The 15,006-nt window shown below is 63.4% G+C and carries 10 protein-coding genes and 2 pseudogenes; 3 read left to right on the top strand and 9 right to left on the bottom strand.

The genetic code is table 11. The features are described 5' to 3' along the window. Nucleotides 1–421: 421 nt before the first annotated feature. The 6 genes from oxlT to AWB78_RS26725 all read right to left on the bottom strand — a co-directional run bounded on the left by oxlT (nucleotide 422) and on the right by AWB78_RS26725 (nucleotide 9,799). Nucleotides 422–1,774, bottom strand: a complete 1,353-nt coding sequence (oxlT, locus tag AWB78_RS26750; RefSeq protein WP_062608986.1) for an oxalate/formate MFS antiporter — start codon at nucleotides 1,772–1,774, stop codon at nucleotides 422–424. Nucleotides 1,775–2,550: 776 nt separating this feature from the next. Continuing rightward, nucleotides 2,551–3,948, bottom strand: a complete 1,398-nt coding sequence (locus tag AWB78_RS26745) for a GntP family permease (RefSeq protein ID WP_062608985.1) — start codon at nucleotides 3,946–3,948, stop codon at nucleotides 2,551–2,553. Nucleotides 3,949–4,235: 287 nt separating this feature from the next. Continuing rightward, on the bottom strand, nucleotides 4,236–4,727 hold the full coding sequence (locus AWB78_RS26740; RefSeq protein WP_062608984.1) for a flavodoxin family protein: 492 nt from the start codon (nucleotides 4,725–4,727) through the stop codon (nucleotides 4,236–4,238). 22 nt (nucleotides 4,728–4,749) lie between these two features. Next, the gene (locus tag AWB78_RS26735) at nucleotides 4,750–5,886 is read right to left on the bottom strand and encodes a branched-chain amino acid ABC transporter substrate-binding protein (protein WP_062608983.1); all 1,137 of its coding nucleotides are present in this window, start codon (nucleotides 5,884–5,886) and stop codon (nucleotides 4,750–4,752) included. A 250-nt stretch (nucleotides 5,887–6,136) separates the two neighbouring features. Continuing rightward, the gene (locus AWB78_RS26730) at nucleotides 6,137–8,344 is read right to left on the bottom strand and encodes a TonB-dependent receptor (RefSeq protein ID WP_062608982.1); all 2,208 of its coding nucleotides are present in this window, start codon (nucleotides 8,342–8,344) and stop codon (nucleotides 6,137–6,139) included. Nucleotides 8,345–8,584: 240 nt separating this feature from the next. Continuing rightward, a complete protein-coding gene (locus tag AWB78_RS26725; RefSeq protein WP_062608981.1) occupies nucleotides 8,585–9,799 on the bottom strand; it encodes a PepSY-associated TM helix domain-containing protein in 1,215 nt (404 codons plus the stop codon). Nucleotides 9,800–10,117: 318 nt separating this feature from the next. Here AWB78_RS26725 and AWB78_RS26720 point away from each other — a divergent pair, with 318 nt between their 5' ends. Then, nucleotides 10,118–11,044 carry a sterol desaturase family protein gene (locus tag AWB78_RS26720; protein WP_198399355.1) on the top strand — a complete coding sequence of 309 codons (927 nt, stop codon included), beginning with the start codon at nucleotides 10,118–10,120 and terminating at the stop codon, nucleotides 11,042–11,044. Nucleotides 11,045–11,106: 62 nt separating this feature from the next. Here AWB78_RS26720 and AWB78_RS26715 read toward each other — a convergent pair whose 3' ends face one another. Together AWB78_RS26715 and AWB78_RS26710 are read right to left on the bottom strand one after the other, a co-directional pair. Beyond that, nucleotides 11,107–12,714 carry an MFS transporter gene (locus AWB78_RS26715; protein ID WP_096031849.1) on the bottom strand — a complete coding sequence of 536 codons (1,608 nt, stop codon included), beginning with the start codon at nucleotides 12,712–12,714 and terminating at the stop codon, nucleotides 11,107–11,109. Nucleotides 12,715–12,763: 49 nt separating this feature from the next. Next, a pseudogene (locus AWB78_RS26710) lies at nucleotides 12,764–13,108 on the bottom strand (diaminopropionate ammonia-lyase); the annotation flags it as partial. A 149-nt stretch (nucleotides 13,109–13,257) separates the two neighbouring features. On the opposite strand from AWB78_RS26710, the gene AWB78_RS26705 reads away from it, so the two are divergent. Continuing rightward, complete coding sequence (locus tag AWB78_RS26705; RefSeq protein ID WP_062608978.1) at nucleotides 13,258–13,737, top strand: Lrp/AsnC family transcriptional regulator; 480 nt, start codon at nucleotides 13,258–13,260, stop codon at nucleotides 13,735–13,737. Between the two features lie 14 nt (nucleotides 13,738–13,751). Continuing rightward, the gene (locus AWB78_RS26700; RefSeq protein WP_062609048.1) at nucleotides 13,752–14,729 is read left to right on the top strand and encodes a GlxA family transcriptional regulator; all 978 of its coding nucleotides are present in this window, start codon (nucleotides 13,752–13,754) and stop codon (nucleotides 14,727–14,729) included. Nucleotides 14,730–14,757: 28 nt separating this feature from the next. Here the strand turns inward: AWB78_RS26700 and AWB78_RS26695 are convergent. Next, nucleotides 14,758–15,006, bottom strand: a pseudogene (locus AWB78_RS26695) (S-(hydroxymethyl)glutathione dehydrogenase); the annotation flags it as partial.

Raw genomic sequence — 15,006 nt, 5'->3', positions numbered from 1 at the left:
TCGCCATGGCGACTGTAGCGCCCCGCGCGGCGGAGCCTGTCCTGCGGCTCCTCCGACTGCCAGCGAAGGCTCCTTAACAGCTTCTGGTCAGGGCTTTCATGCACATGCGGCCGACACTCCCCTTTTATCCATTCAGTACAAGGCTGACCCCGTGCGCCAGGCTCCCTATGACGGTGAAATTGACGGTGAAATTGACGGTGAAATTGACGGTGAAGTTATGCGGAATGACAGCCGAACCGCACCGTTGCCAGACGACGCGCGGGCCGATCGCACGGTGTTTGCGAAGTCGACGCTTCGACGAACGCCGGCCGTGCGATGACCCGGGTCATCGTCCGCTCGCATGAAGCCGCGATGCTGCGCGGACGTGACAAGCAGCGTCAACGGGTGCAACGACAAAGCACACGCGTGCTGGCGTTCTTCTTCATCGAGTTGACGACTTGCTCGGCGCATCCGTCCAGTCAGTCTGAAACGGCAAGTCGATATAGGGCTGCGACGAAGTCTGCGTGACCGTGTTCTCTATCCAGCGGCGGCGCATTGGCGCGAGTACGAACTTCGCGCACACGCCCGCCGCGATCGACGTGATCGCAGTCGCGATGAACACGGCATTCCACGAGCCGAGCGACGCCAGCACCGACGCGAGCGGCACCAGCATCGAAGCCGTCCCCTTGGCCGTGTACAGCGTGCCTGCGTTGGCGGCGGCGTACTTGCTGCCGAACGTGTCCGCGCAGGTCGCCGGGAAGATCGAGAAAATCTCGCCCCAGCACAGGAACGTCAGCGCCGCGAACAGCATGAACAGGTAGGGATTCTGTCCGAACTGCATCAACCCGAGCAGCGCGACGCCTTCGCCCAGAAAGATGATGAACATGGTGTTCTCGCGGCCGATCTTGTCGGAGATGAAGCCGCACAGCGGACGCGTGAAGCCGTTGCACAGGTTATCGATGGACAGCGTCATCGCGAGCAGCGGCAAAGTCGCACCGAAGAGGCTAACCGGCAAGCTCGCGAAGCCGTATTCCTTGGCGATCGGCCCGAACTGCGCAGTGGCGATCACACCGCCCGCCGCCACCGCGACGAACATCATGTACAGCACCCAGAAGATAGGCGCTCGCACCATCTGTCCGGTCGTATAGTCGATCTTGGTCGCCACGATGCGCTTGGTCGGCACGATGTCCTTCGGCGGATTCGGCCGCACGAGCAACAGCGCCAGCACGAAAATGACGGCGCCTTGCAGAATGCCGAAGAACATGAACGCGCTTTCGTAGCCGGAGTTCTGGATCATGTTGGAGATCGGGATCACGGTCACGGCTGCGCCCGCGCCGAAGCCCGCCGCCGTCAGACCGGCCGCGAGACCACGCTTGTCCGGAAACCACTTCAGCGCCGTGCCGACGCAGGTGCCATACACGCAACCCGCGCCGATGCCCGCGACCACTGCGGCGATGTATAAATGCATGAGCGTGGTCGCATGGGCGTCGATGATCCAGCCGATCGCAGCGAAGATCGCGCCGCCCATCACCACCGGGCGCGGTCCGAATTTATCGACGAGCCAGCCCTCGACGGGCACGAGCCACGTCTCTGTAACGATGAAGATCGTGAAGGCGGTTTGAATCGCCGCCTGTCCCCAATGGTGCTTTGCGTCCATCGGCATGACGAACAACGTCCACGCGTACTGGAAATTGGCGACAAGCCCCATGCAGACGATGCCGATCACCAACTGCACCCACCTGTTTTGACGACGCCCGTGCGACTGCCCGGCTACCGTCGGATCTACGCTCACCATGTCTGTCTCCGTTATGTGTCATTGCGCTCGTTCGGCGCTTGATGTAGTGCTGAAAAACCGATGCGTTACGTCGCTCGCGAGAGCGTCTTGCACGGGAACGCCCAGTCGTCGCGCACGCGAGTACTGAGCCAACGAGGCAACGATTGCTCTCGATGGGCGATTCGCGATGAAGGCCGGACAGTACATGCAGCCTCATGCAAAACCGCGATTACCAGCGTCTTCGAACTGGGACGCGCCGTCGTGCGTTGAACCTTGCCGCCCACTCCTCCTGGCATTTGCCGATAAAGATGGGAGCATCGTGCGGGAGAAAAGATATAAGGGAAAGTTATAAAAAATTACGGTTTTGATTCACTATCGTGAATGGATGAACGCCTAGGGGACCGGTCGAGCGACGTTTCGCGACAGGTCTCAGGGTTGGGTATACCCGGCGCGGCTTGAACAATAAGCTTGCGAACAACGTCGCAGCAGACGTCGTTATCGCGTCTCGGCGTCGATGCGGTCGCAGGGTCACGTTCAGCGCGCCGCTGTTATTCACAAACGGTTCACTGTCGGAACTTACCTGGAGATTTTGTTGACCGGTGCTATCGACGGACATACCGCGACCGACGACGACCTTGACGGCGAAGATACGTTCGAACGCGCCTCGGCAGTCTCTCGCACAGGGCATGCGAGAGATCTGCGACGGTCTTATTGCCGCGACCTGTCCGCGTCTTGCCGAGCCTCGAATCTCAAGGCCGAAGCCATTTGGCGGAGCCGTTCACCGAGTGAATCCCGATTCAGTGAACAGGAATGGCCGCGTTGAAAATCAACACCATGATCAAGCCCACTACCGCCACGATGGATTGAACCACCGAGATCGTCTTGGTAGCTTCACCCATAGCTTCACCCATGGTCATGCCAAAGGATTCCTTCACCATCCAGAAACCGGCGTGGTTGGCGTAATTGAAAAACAGCGAGCCGCAGCCAATGGACAAGGCCAGCAAAGGCAGATTCAGGCTGGGATCGGCGCCGGCCAGCGGCGCGAGCAGGCCGGCTGCGCCCACGATACCCACGGTGGCCGAACCGGTGGAGACGGAGAGCAGCATGGCGATCAGCCAGCCCAGAATCAGCGGGGGAAAGGCAAACTGCTGCGTCAGATGAACGATTGCATCGCCCACCTTGGCACTGGTCAGCATTTGCTGAAAGGCGCCGCCTCCCGCGATGATCATGATGATCGACGCGATGGGCTTGAGACTCTTGCCCAGCGCGTCGCGCAGCTTTTCGGCATCGCCTCCGCGCGCGACGACCAGCGCGACGATGGCGAACAGCACACCCAGCAGCATGGCGACCAAGGGGTTGCCCAGGAAGCTGGCCACATGCAGGATCGGACTACCTTTCGGCAGCGCCATTTCGGCGACGGCATGAACCAGCATGAGGATGGCCGGTAGCAAGGCTGCCAGCACGCCGACCCCGACGCCGGGCCGCTGGCCGCTGCCGGCCTTCTCGGCGACCGTGAACTGGTCCAGCAAGGCCTGATCGGGTCTGGTGCTCATGCGCGGCGAAATGAATGCGCCATAGAGCGAACCGCCCAGAATCATGGCCGGAATGGCCGCCAGAAAGCCATACAACATGGTCGGGCCGACCGAGGTCTTGAGGGTGGCGATGGCTGTCAGAGGGCCTGGGTGGGGCGGCACCATGCCATGCATCGCGGCGAGAGCCGAGATCACGGGAACGCCGACGTACACGTAAGCGGAGCCTTTGAAGCGGGCGTGGCTTTCCAGCTTGCGCGCCACGCTGAATATGAGCGGCAGCATGACCACCAGACCCACTTCGAAAAACATAGGAATACCAACGATAAACGCAACCAGCGTCATGGCCCAAGGGATCATCCGATCCGAGGCGTGCCTCAGGATGGCTTCGGCGATTTGCTCGGTGATGCCGGCATCGGCAAGAATCTTGCCGAGCATGGCGCCCAGCGCGATCACGATGCCCACCGCGCCCAATGTTTTTCCCGCGCCATTGATCAAGTGTTTGACGATGCTCTCCGGCTCCATGCCGGTTGCAAAGCCCACGCCAAGGGAAACGACGAGCAAGGCAAGCAGCGGGTGCATCTTGATGCGCGACACGATGAGTGCGACCAGCACCAACACGCTGACCAGCGCGGTCAGCAACAGCTGTATATCCAGATAGGTCATGAATGGGTCTTGGTTTGACTGGCTTTCCCGACGCGTGCACTTCGCATCCGGCCTGCGCGTGGCCCACGTTCCGGCAGCAGGCTGCCGCCGTCAGCGCGATGTAAGGTCGATGGGAGAAGCGCCGCTTTCAGGATGGCGCCAGCTCTGTATTGACGTGACCGATCTTCCGGCCCGGGCGTTTATGAAAGAGACGAAGTGTATTGCATTGTGCTTGCGTGGTGTTGCTGCCGAAGTCGACGCATCGGGACATGCCTGTTGCCGACACTGCGTTCGGTTCAGCCGCTGCGCTAAAACACGCCGAGCGATAAGCCAGCCGCCAACCCCGCGCCAAGCTCCGCGCAGCGCGCGAGGTCGGCGCTACCGATGACCTTGGGCGCCAGAATGCGCTCGGGCGTCTGTGCATGCGTGCAGACGATGATGGCTGGCGCCACCGCGTTGAGACGCCATCCTGTGGCGATGCGTTCGATCTGGCGCAATGCGCCTTGTCCGTCGCTGCCTGCGCAGATCATCGCCGCATAGGGGCGGCCGTTCACACGATCGAGTGCCGGGTAATAGCAGCGATCGAAGAAGTCTTTCATCAGGCCCGACATCGTCGCGAGGTTTTCCGGCGTTGCGAATAGATACGCACTTGCCGAGAGGACGTCGTCCGGTCCGGTTTCGACGGCCGGCTTCAATTCGACCGAAACATCAGGCTCGCCGCGCGCGCCGCTCGCGGCGGCTTCGGCCATTTGCCGCGTGCCGCCGGTCATCGTGTGATAGACGATCAACAACGTCTTCATAAGCGCTCAGGTGCGATCCTCTTCACTTCTCCGCGCCGATGGTCGTCACCGGTTGCCATTTCATCGACTTGACCTGATACAGCGTCGATGTCGGATTATTCAGGTCCCCGTATTTATCGAACGAGATATGCCCGGTGATGCCGTTGTATTGCATCGTGCGCATTGTTTGCATGAAGACAGCGGGCTTCACGGAATTCGCCTGTTTCATGGCGGTGATGGCGAGCCACGCGCAGTCATACGCGAACGGCGCATAGGTCAGCGTATCCGCGCCGAAGCGCTTCTTGAACTTCTCCGCAAACGCGCGGCCTTCGGGCAATGAATCGACGGGCCGGCCGTATTCCCACGCCATCGCGCCTTCGGCCGCGGGTCCCGCCGAACTGATGAAGACGCTATCGGCGATCCCGCCGCTTCCGACGAACTGCGCGCGAATGCCGAGCTGCTTCATGCGCTTGACGATGAGGCCCGCCTGGCCATCGAGCCCGCCGAAATAGAGAAGATCGGCGTTGGCGGCCTTGATGTTCGTCAGTTGGGCATTGAACTCGACGGCCTTGTCGTTGGTGTATTCCTCGGACACGACCTGGCCGCCGGCCGCCTTCACGGCCTTCTTGAACTCTTCGACCGCGCCTTGTCCGAAGGCCGTCCGGTCGTCCATGACCGCGATCCGCTTCGCCTTCGTGACCTTCACGGCGTAGGTGCCGGCGTTGCCGGAATTCTGCGTATCGGTCGCGATGATGCGGAACACGTTGTTCAAGCCCTGGCGCGTGATCGCCGGATTCGTCGCCGCCGGATCGATCAGCGGAATGCCCGCTTTCGCGAAGATGGGCGAGGATGGCAGCGCGACGCCGGAGTTGTAATAGCCGACGACGGCAACGACGCCATCGTCGACGAGCTTCTGCGCCACCTGAACGCCTATGCGCGGATCGCCCTGATCGTCGACGGATACGAGCTCGAACTTGACCGGCTGCCCGTCGATCTTGATGTTCTGGCCGTTCGCCTCTTCCACGGCCAGACGCACGCCGTTTTCTATGTCCTTGCCATTGGCCGCGCCCAAACCGGTGAGCGGCGCGGAAACGCCGATGCGAACGCTTTGCTGTGCGCCGGCGACGAGCGGCGCGAGACAGAGCGCCGATGCCGCGATGAGGGAAAGAAGCGTTTTCATGACCGAGCACTCCGTTCAGAGGAAGTCATACGTTCGAGCCGACATCACGATGCCTGGACCGGATTAAGCATCGGATGAACCTTTCGTTCATAACGCTTGCGATTCGGCTCACTATAGCGTCATTGCAAAGCTATCTCGATAGCGATAAGCCCGAATCGCCGGACCTGAACGATCGGGCGCGCCAAAAGCAAACGCCGCGCGTTCCTGCGAACGCGCGGCGTTTTTGCCGCTCTGAATAAGATAAGACCGGTCAGAAATCCGTCGTCATCGAGAGAAGCACGGTGCGCGGCGCGCCCTGCGTCAGATAACCGCCGATCGTCGACGACCAGTACGACTTGTTCGCCACGTTCAGCACGCTCGCGCGGAAGGTCGTCGGCTTGCCGAACAGCACGGTCGCATAACGCGCGCCGAGATCGAAGCGATCCCACGCGGGAATCGACAGCGTGTTCGTCACGTTCAGATATTGCGGGCCCGTGTGGATCCAGCGCGCCGTCAACGTGAGACCGTTCAGCACCGGCACGTCGTATTCCGCGTTGACGTTGAACATCATCGTCGGAACGCCGATCGGCTTGTTGCCGTCCGTCGTGCCCGCGTTGGTGTCGTATTGCGTCGCGTGGATATACGTCGCGCCCGCGATCAGGCGCACGCCGTGCACCGGCTCGCCGTAGATCGACGCTTCCAGCCCGCGATGCCGTTGCGTGCCGTCCGCGACGAAGATGTTCGCGCTGTTCACGAAGGTCAGCGGCTTGTCGATCTGGAACGCCGCAAACGACGCGCCATACTGGCCGTTGTCGTACTTCGCGCCTACTTCCCATTGCTTCGACTTTGCGGGCGGCAACTGCTCGCCGAAGTTCAACGCGGTGTTGGGCGCGGTATCGCCGATCGTCAGCGCCTCGCTGTGATTCGCGAACAGCGCGACATCCTTCATCGGCTTGACGACGAGACCGAAGACCGGCGTCGTGATCGAGTCGTTGTAGTTCTTCGTCTGCACGCCCGTGTAGTCGTAGTTGTTCGTCAGCAGCTCCTGATAGCGCGCGCCGATCGTGAACAACACGCGATCGTTGAGGAAGCCGAGCGTGTCCGACACCGCGACGCTGCGCATCAGATTGAGCGACGTCGTCTGCGGGTCCGAGAGATTGCCGCCCGTCAGGATGGTCGGCGGAAGCGGCACTTGCGGCGTGTCGTAGATGCTCGTCGGGAACGCGCTGCTGAAGGTGAACGCCGACTTCGACTCCACGCGCACGATCGACGCGCCCGCCGTCACGAAGTGCGACACCGGCCCGGTGTTGAAGTGGCCGCGCACGCCCGCTTCGGCGGACGTGCCGTCTTCCTTGTGCGGCACGCCGAGCGCCGTGGCGTCGGTGCTGCCGTCCGCCTGAATGTTCGGCGACGAGTACTGGCCGTGCTCGTCGGTGTGACGCGCGCCGCCCGTGATATACGCGGTCCAGCCGGGCAGGAAATCGTACTCGGCGCGCAGGATGCCGACCGTGTCCTCGATCGAGCTGAAGCTCCAGGTTTGCGCGTAGTTATACGTGGCCGACGGCGGCTCCGGAATGAAGTTCGCGAAGTCGTTGACGGTCGGCCGCCCGCCGTTGATGCGCTGGCGCTGATACAGGAAATCGCCGTAGAGACGCAGCTTGTCGCCGCGCCAGTCGAGCGACACGGCCGTCGTGTTGTCGCGGCGATGTTCGCCGTCGATGCTCGTTTCGCCGTCGTGATTCGCCTGATTCACGCGGATGCCGAACTGCCCTTCGCTGCCGAAGCGCCGGCCGATGTCGACATGCGCGCCGATCTCGCCCGACGCCGAGCCGTCGAACGTCACGCGCGTGAGCGGCTTGTCGTCCGCGCGCTTCAGTTGCAGGTTCAGCCCGCCGCCCACCGAGGAACCGGTCGGCGATGCGCCATTCAGAAACGCATTCGCGCCCTTGAACACGTCGACGCGTTCGAGCGCGTCGGTCGCGACGAGCTGGCGCGGCGTGATGCCGTAGAGACCGTTCAGCGATACGTCGTCGCCCTGAAGCTGGAAGCCGCGAATGACGTATGTTTCCGCGAAATTGCCGAAGCCATAGGCAGTGCGAACGGACGGATCGTTCGCGAGGACGTCGCCGATCGTGCGCGCCTGCTGGTCCTCGATCAGCTTCGACGTATACGTCGTCATGCTGAACGGGACATCGATCATCCTCTGCTGGCCGAGCACGCCGAAGTCGGCGCCGCGCGCGACCTGGCCGCCAGCGAAGGTCGGCGCGAGATCGCCGGGCAGTTGTTCTTTCGACGCCTGGACCTTGACGGCCGGCAGCGCGCTCTCCTGCAGCGCGGTGGCGTCGTTGTTGCCGGTGTCGGCGGATTGCGCGTGGGCAGAAAGCGAAAAGACCGTCGCGACGGCGGCGGCGATGGCGGCGCGACGAGCGAGCGCCTTCACAGGCGCGGCCTGCGAGGTGTGACGACGGGAAACGGACATGGATGCGGAAACTACGATGTTGGTCGGTCTTCCGTCCCGGGGCGCGTATGGAATCCGGGCGGCATTGTGGTGAGTCGCAAGACCGGTCGCGAGAGCGCGTGACGGCGGGACTTCGTTATGCGCGCATTATAGGGTAAATAAGAGTCGTTATCATTCAAGAATGAAACGATTTGTCTGCGCGCAACATCCCACCCGATTCGGGGGTGCTCGTCGAGCTTTATTCGATGACGGCTCGCTTACTTAGCGAGCGCCTGCGGCAGTCCGCGCATTCGCTACCGCCGCCGAATGACGGCGCGCTGACCGCTTCCTGAACCAGATGATGAGGCCCGTCGCGCTGAGCACCGCGACCGCGATGCCCATCGCGCTCACGAGGATGCGTCCGCCGATACCCGCGATGCGCCCGGAGTGCAGCGGAAACTGCGCCTGCATGAAGATGTCGCCGGCGGAGCCGCGGCCCGGAATCGACGATCCCGCGAGCGTGCCCGTCCGGCCGTTGTAGTAGAGCCAGGCGTTGCCGAGTCCCACGTCGCCGTGATCGCGGCCGGGCGCGAAGAAGCCCACGCCGTAGGCCTTGAACATCGGTGCGAAGTAAAGCGCGCCCATCGGTTCGGTCAGGTGTTCGCGCTGCGCGTCGCGGGCGGCTGCGGCGAGAATCTGCTCGCGCGTGGCGAGCGGCTGGCCGGGCGGCCCGGCGCGCAACAGATCGGCGTTTTCCGTGAACGACGGCTGGAGCTTCGAGAACATCGACACGACGGGGCGCATCACCGGTTCGGCGAGATTCATCGAAATGGACGTCAGCGCCATGACCAGCAGCAGGCCCCAGATCCACACGCCGCCCGAGCGATGCAGGTCGAACGTGAGCGCGTAACCGCCGCGCTTCACGCGAAACGCGAACGACTTGCGCCATGCCTTCACGCTCGGAAACGACAGAATCAGCGCGATGCCGCTGTCGAAGAACCACAGGATGCCGACGATGCCGATCAGCCACGTGCCGATATCGAAGCCGCCGACGATCGGCAGATGCAGCGTGTAATGCAGCTTGTAGAGGAACGGCATCAGGTCGATGCGCGCGAGCGACACCGCGCCCCACATGCGCTGCGCCTGTACCTGGCCGGTCGCGGGATCGACGGCGATCTGGTTATACGCGACATCGAACGGCGCGTTCGTCGCGGGATTCGTGCGCGGCATCACCATCATCTGCGCGGTGTGCCCCGGCTCGACGCCGAGCGGCATATACGTCACTTCGACGCGCGGATCGGCGGCCTCGACGCGCCGCGCCAGTTCGAGCGGCGGCAGCGCGGGACCATCGGTACGGGCGTGGAAGAACGTCGGATTGAGGAGCGCGTCGATTTCGTGATCCCACGCGATCAACGCGCCCGTGAGACCCGACACGAACAGAAAGAGCGCGGTCGCGACGCCGAGCCAGCGATGCAGGCGAACCAGAACCGGTCTCATGCCCGCGAGTCCTCGGAGCGATAGTCGTGCGCGACGGCGATCATCTTGACAATGCGATGTAAATAGGAATTGTTCGCAATTATAACGAGCACCGACCGGCCGCACAAGCTTCTCGTAAGCTGCTTACCCATGTTTTGCGCGACGGGTCGAATCGCCGCGCGACATACATCGACATAACTCGCCCGACACGCCCGCTCCTTGTGCGACAAGGCTCTGCGGGCGGGCCGTGACATTCCGTGAAATAGTTTGTGCGTGGTTTTTAACCGGGCCGATCGCCAGAATGGGTTCATTCGCAACCACCCACCAAGGCGAACCACCATGGATCTGGAACTGCTCGGAAAAATCTCGCTGTACGCGATGGGCATCGTCCTCGCGGCGTCGATGATCGAAGCCGTCGTCCTGCACTTCAAGCAAAAGGGCACCGACAAGCCCTTCGACTGGCACGAGACCTGGCTTTCGCTCGTCGATCTCGTCGGCCACAAGCTGCTCAGCCTGATTCCGTTCACGCTCGCGACGCCGGTGCTCAACTTCGCCTGGGAGCATCGCATCCACACCGTCACGACGAGCACGGCGCTCACGGTCTTCCTGCTCTTCATCGGACAGGAGTTCTGCTACTACTGGTATCACCGCTTCTCGCACACGATCCGCTTCTTCTGGGCGAATCACGCGGTCCATCACTCGCCGAACCAGTTGACGCTGTCGTCCGCATATCGTCTCGGCTGGTTCACCAAGTTCATGGGCTCGTCAGTCTTCTTCACCCCGCTCGTGTGGTTCGGTGTGAAGCCGGAGGTGGTGCTCGCGGTCGTGTCGATCAACCTGCTCTATCAGTTCTGGCTGCATGCGACGTGGATTCCGAAGCTCGGCTGGCTCGAATATGTGTTGAACACGCCGTCGGCACATCGTGTGCACCATGCATCGAACGCGACGTATCTCGATGCGAACTTCGGCGGCGTGCTGATCGTCTTCGACCGCCTGTTCGGCACCTATGTGGAAGAGCGCGCGGACGAACCCTGCGTCTACGGTCTCACGACACCGGTGACTTCGCATAACCCGCTCGTCGTCGAGTTCCAGCACTGGGTCAGCCTCGCGAAGGACATGTTCAACGCGAAGAGCGTGTCGGATGCGCTCGGCTTCCTGCTGCGTCCTCCGGGCTGGCTGCCGAACGGCGAAGGTCAGACGACGGAAGAGTTGCAGAAGCGCGCATCCAGTGCGATCGAACAACAACCGGCCCACGCTGGCCACTAAGAACGGCATCGAAGCTGTACTTCCGAATCCCGATGACCGGCTCACAACCGGCATCGGGATTTTTATTGTTTGCGGCGGATGGTCGCCGCCGCCGCGCCCGCGGCCCCGAACGCGCACGCGGCGGACAAGAGCGCGACCGCGCGCAATGCATCGGCGATGGCATCGGACCGTGCGCGGGCGAGCGGTGTCGATGGCGCCGTGGGTGTCGTGGGTGTCACGTCCGCATCGGCGATACGCATGTCCTGATGCGGCAGATGCAGCCGATCGAGCCGCGCCGCCAGCGCCGCGTCGTGCGACCGCACGAACACGATGCCCAGCACGGCGATCGCCAGCAGGCCCGCCACGCGCGCCACCGCATTGTTGATGCCGGACGCGACGCCCGCGCGCCCGCTGCCCACCGATGCCATCACGGTCGTGGTCAGCGGCGCGACGGTGATCGTCATGCCGAGCCCGAGCACGACCAGCGCGGGAAGAAAACGGGCCCAGTAACCGCCGGCGAACGGCAGCGCGAGCATCGCGAAGCCGAGGCCCGCGACGCACGGCCCGGCGATCAGCAGCAGCCGCGCGCCGAAGCGGCTCGTCATCCCGCCGGTGAAGCGCGACAGCAAGCCGATGATGAGCGGCATCGGCAGCACGGCGGCGCCGGCTTGCGTCGCGGTGTAGCCATACGCGCGAATCAGCGTGAACGGCAGGAAGAACAGCACGCCGCCGAGGCCGAAGTACAGCAGCAGCGTGACGAGATTGGCGCCGCTGAAATCGCGCGAGCGGAAGATGTCGAGCGGGACCATCGGATCGCGGGATTTCGCTTCGATCGCGACGAACGCGGCGAGCAGCAGCGCGCCCGCGACGATCATCGCGAGGACGAGCGGATCGGCGAAACCGCGCGACGGCGCTTCCGTGAGGCCGTAGGTCAGCGCCGCGAGGCCCGCCGCCGTGCTCGCGGCGCCGGGCCAGTCGAGCGTCTGCGGCGCATCGGCGTCATGGCTGTCGGGCACGGACGCCATTGCCAGCGCGATCGTCGCGGCGGCGAGCGGCAGATTCAGGAAGAAGATCGCACGCCAGGAGAATGCGTCGACGAGCCAGCCGCCCGCCGCCGGCCCGACCGACGACGTGATCGCGCCGACGCCCGCCCACGTGCCGATCGCGCGTCCACGGGCTTCGCCGTCGAACACCGCGCCGATGATCGCGAGGCTGCCCGGCACGAGCAGCGCCGCGCCGATACCCTGCAACGCGCGCGCCGCGATGAGCCAGCCCATGCCGGGCGCCGCGCCGCACGCCGCCGATGCCGCCGTGAAAATCGCGATGCCCGCGATGAACACCTTGCGCCGTCCGAGCTTGTCGCCCATCGACCCGCCAACGAGCACGAGCGCGCCGAGAAACAGCAGATACGCGTTGACGACCCACTGCATCGCCGCGATGCCCGCGCCGAGCTCGCTCTGTATCGAAGGCAATGCGACGTTGACGACCGAGCCGTCGATGAAGGCCATGCTGGAGCCGAGGATCGTCGCGGACAAGGCGAGGCGCTTGCGCGGGCATGGCTCGCCCGCCGCGACGGGCTGTGCGCGAATGACGAGCGCATCGCAAGGGCTCGCCTGCGACGCCACGGCGTGTGCGCGTTTCCGGCTGTCGAGAGGCGGGCTGGCCAAGGTCGGTTCCTTCTGTGGCTCCATGGCGGGGACATCGTCGGGAAGTCCAGATGATAATGCCGGATCTCCTCGCTCATCCGGCCGCGCGTTTCAGCCACTCGCGCTGACGTGCCGATACCTCCTCGGCCGATGCTCCGACGAGTCGCGCGTACACGCCAGGCGCCGTCGCGCCCTCCGTGTTGATGACGAGCACGCGCGCCTTCGCATCGAGCCCGATCGAACGCGCCAGTTCGCGATCGCGCATCGACACGACGAGCCCCGCGAATCCCGCCGCGCCCGATTCCCCCGCGACGATCGGCACATCGTGACCGACGCCTTGCGCGAGCGTTTTCATCGCGTCGATTGCATCGCTGTCGTCGATGAGCATGAAGCGATCGATGCAGCGTTCGAGCACGCGCCACGCAAGCCGACCACGCTCGCGCAGCCGAAACTTTGCGCGGCTGCGGCGAGCGCCTTGCCGTGATTGCCGTCCGTCGCGCTGATGACGGTCAGGCTCGCGAGCATCGCCGCGTATTGGCCGTCGACGAGTCACTTATGCAAAAATCTCTCGATCTTCGAGAGCACGACATGACCTCCAACCTCGACAGCTTTGATCGCAAACTTCTCGACGAAGTCCAGCGCAATGCGCAGACGCCGCAACACGAACTCGGCGCGCGCGTCGATCTTTCGACCGCGGCCGTCAACCGGCGCTTGCGGCGTCTTCTCGACGAAGGCGTGATCGATCGCTATGCAGCCATCGTCGCGCCCGAGAAAGTGGATCATCCGCTAACCATCATCGTGATGATCGAAGTCGAAAGCGAGCAGATCGATCTTCTCGATTCGATGAAGCACACGTTCGCGCAATGCCCGCAGGTTCAACAGTGCCATTACGTCGCGGGCGAATCGGACTTCGTTCTGGTGCTGACCGTGCGCGACATGGACCAATACAACACGCTCACGCGCCAGCTCTTCTTTTCCAGCAACAACGTGAAACGCTTCAGCACGCTCGTGAGCATGAACCGCGTGAAGGTGGGGCTGAGCGTGCCTGTGGATGCGGTGGACGAATGACGAAGGGAACACGCATGCCTTTGACGGTCGATATCGTCATCTACGACGGCTTCAAGGCGCTCGAAGCCATCGGCTCGCTCAGCGTCTTTACCTACGCGAACATTCATCTGGAACGCCGCGGCCTTCCCGGTCGATACGATGTCAAGCTCGCATCGATCCGGCGCGGCGAAGTCGCGTCCGACACGGGCGTGTCGCTGACGGCGGAAAAGCGCATCGATACGCTCGCGCTGCCGCATACGGCGATCATCGTCGGCGCGTGGCAGATTGAGGAAGCGGTAGGCCATGCGCCGGAAATCGTGCAATGGGTCGAAGTCGCCGCGAACCGCATGGAGCGCACGGCCGCGCTCTGCTCCGGCGCGTTCTTTCTCGCCGCCGCGGGCCTGCTCGACGGCAAGCGCGCGACAACCCACTGGGCCGTCGCCGATGCATTGAAGGCCAGGTATCCGGCCATTCGCGTCGATGCCGACTGCATCTTCATCCGCGAAGGCCATCTGTGGACATCGGCGGGCGTGACGGCCGGCATCGACCTGGCACTCGCGCTCGTCGAAGAGGACTTCGGGCTGGACGTCGCGCTCGATGTCGCGCGAGACCTCGTTGTCTATCTCAAGCGGCCCGGCGGACAGTCGCAGTTCAGCTCGCATCTCGTCAGCCAGGCGACGCATAATCCCGGCATCCGCGACGTGCAGGACTGGGTCCTCGCCAATCTCCAGCGTGAGCTATCGCCGGCCGAGATGGCGGAGCGACTGTCGATGAGCGTGCGCAGCTTCAATCGCTCGTTCAAGCGCGAAACCGGCACGACGCCCTCGACATTCGTGACGCGCGCGCGCATCGAGGCGGCGCGCAGGCTGCTGGAGGAAGGCGATCTGCCCGCCAAGACCATCGCCGCGAACAGCGGCTTCAAGACGTATGAGGCAATGCGGAAGGCGTTTCAGCAAGCGCTCGGGATTACGCCGTTGACGTATCGGGAACGCTTCGGCGTGGGCCGCGAATGAACGTCCGGCACGCCTTCCCCACGGTGCATCAATAGATCACGACGGAGCGGATCGACTCGCCCTTCTTCATCAGATCGAAGCCGTCGTTGATGCGATCGAGCGGCAGATGATGCGTGATCAGATCGTCGATGTTGATCTTGCCTTCCATGTACCAGTCGACGATCTTCGGCACATCCGTCCGGCCACGCGCGCCGCCGAATGCCGAGCCTTTCCATTCGCGGCCCGTGACGAGCTGGAACGGACGTGTGCTGATCTCTTCGCCCGCCGCCGCCACGCC

The organism is Caballeronia calidae, from assembly GCF_900044055.2.
Taxonomy (GTDB): domain Bacteria; phylum Pseudomonadota; class Gammaproteobacteria; order Burkholderiales; family Burkholderiaceae; genus Caballeronia; species Caballeronia calidae.
Note: the sequence above shows the minus strand (reverse complement) of the source record. Positions and strands in the feature narration are given on the sequence as shown.

Excerpts from the sequence above, each read along its gene's own strand:
- AWB78_RS26715 (WP_096031849.1), bottom strand. The coding sequence starts at position 12,714 with ATGGAGCCACAGAAGGAACCGACCTTGGCCAGCCCGCCTCTCGACAGC.
- AWB78_RS26735 (WP_062608983.1), bottom strand. The coding sequence starts at position 5,886 with ATGAAAACGCTTCTTTCCCTCATCGCGGCATCGGCGCTCTGTCTCGCG.
- AWB78_RS26705 (WP_062608978.1), top strand. The coding sequence starts at position 13,258 with ATGACCTCCAACCTCGACAGCTTTGATCGCAAACTTCTCGACGAAGTC.
- AWB78_RS26730 (WP_062608982.1), bottom strand. The coding sequence starts at position 8,344 with ATGTCCGTTTCCCGTCGTCACACCTCGCAGGCCGCGCCTGTGAAGGCG.
- AWB78_RS26725 (WP_062608981.1), bottom strand. The coding sequence starts at position 9,799 with ATGAGACCGGTTCTGGTTCGCCTGCATCGCTGGCTCGGCGTCGCGACC.
- AWB78_RS26745 (WP_062608985.1), bottom strand. The coding sequence starts at position 3,948 with ATGACCTATCTGGATATACAGCTGTTGCTGACCGCGCTGGTCAGCGTG.
- oxlT (WP_062608986.1), bottom strand. The coding sequence starts at position 1,774 with ATGGTGAGCGTAGATCCGACGGTAGCCGGGCAGTCGCACGGGCGTCGT.
- AWB78_RS26720 (WP_198399355.1), top strand. The coding sequence starts at position 10,118 with ATGGATCTGGAACTGCTCGGAAAAATCTCGCTGTACGCGATGGGCATC.
- AWB78_RS26740 (WP_062608984.1), bottom strand. The coding sequence starts at position 4,727 with ATGAAGACGTTGTTGATCGTCTATCACACGATGACCGGCGGCACGCGG.
- AWB78_RS26700 (WP_062609048.1), top strand. The coding sequence starts at position 13,752 with ATGCCTTTGACGGTCGATATCGTCATCTACGACGGCTTCAAGGCGCTC.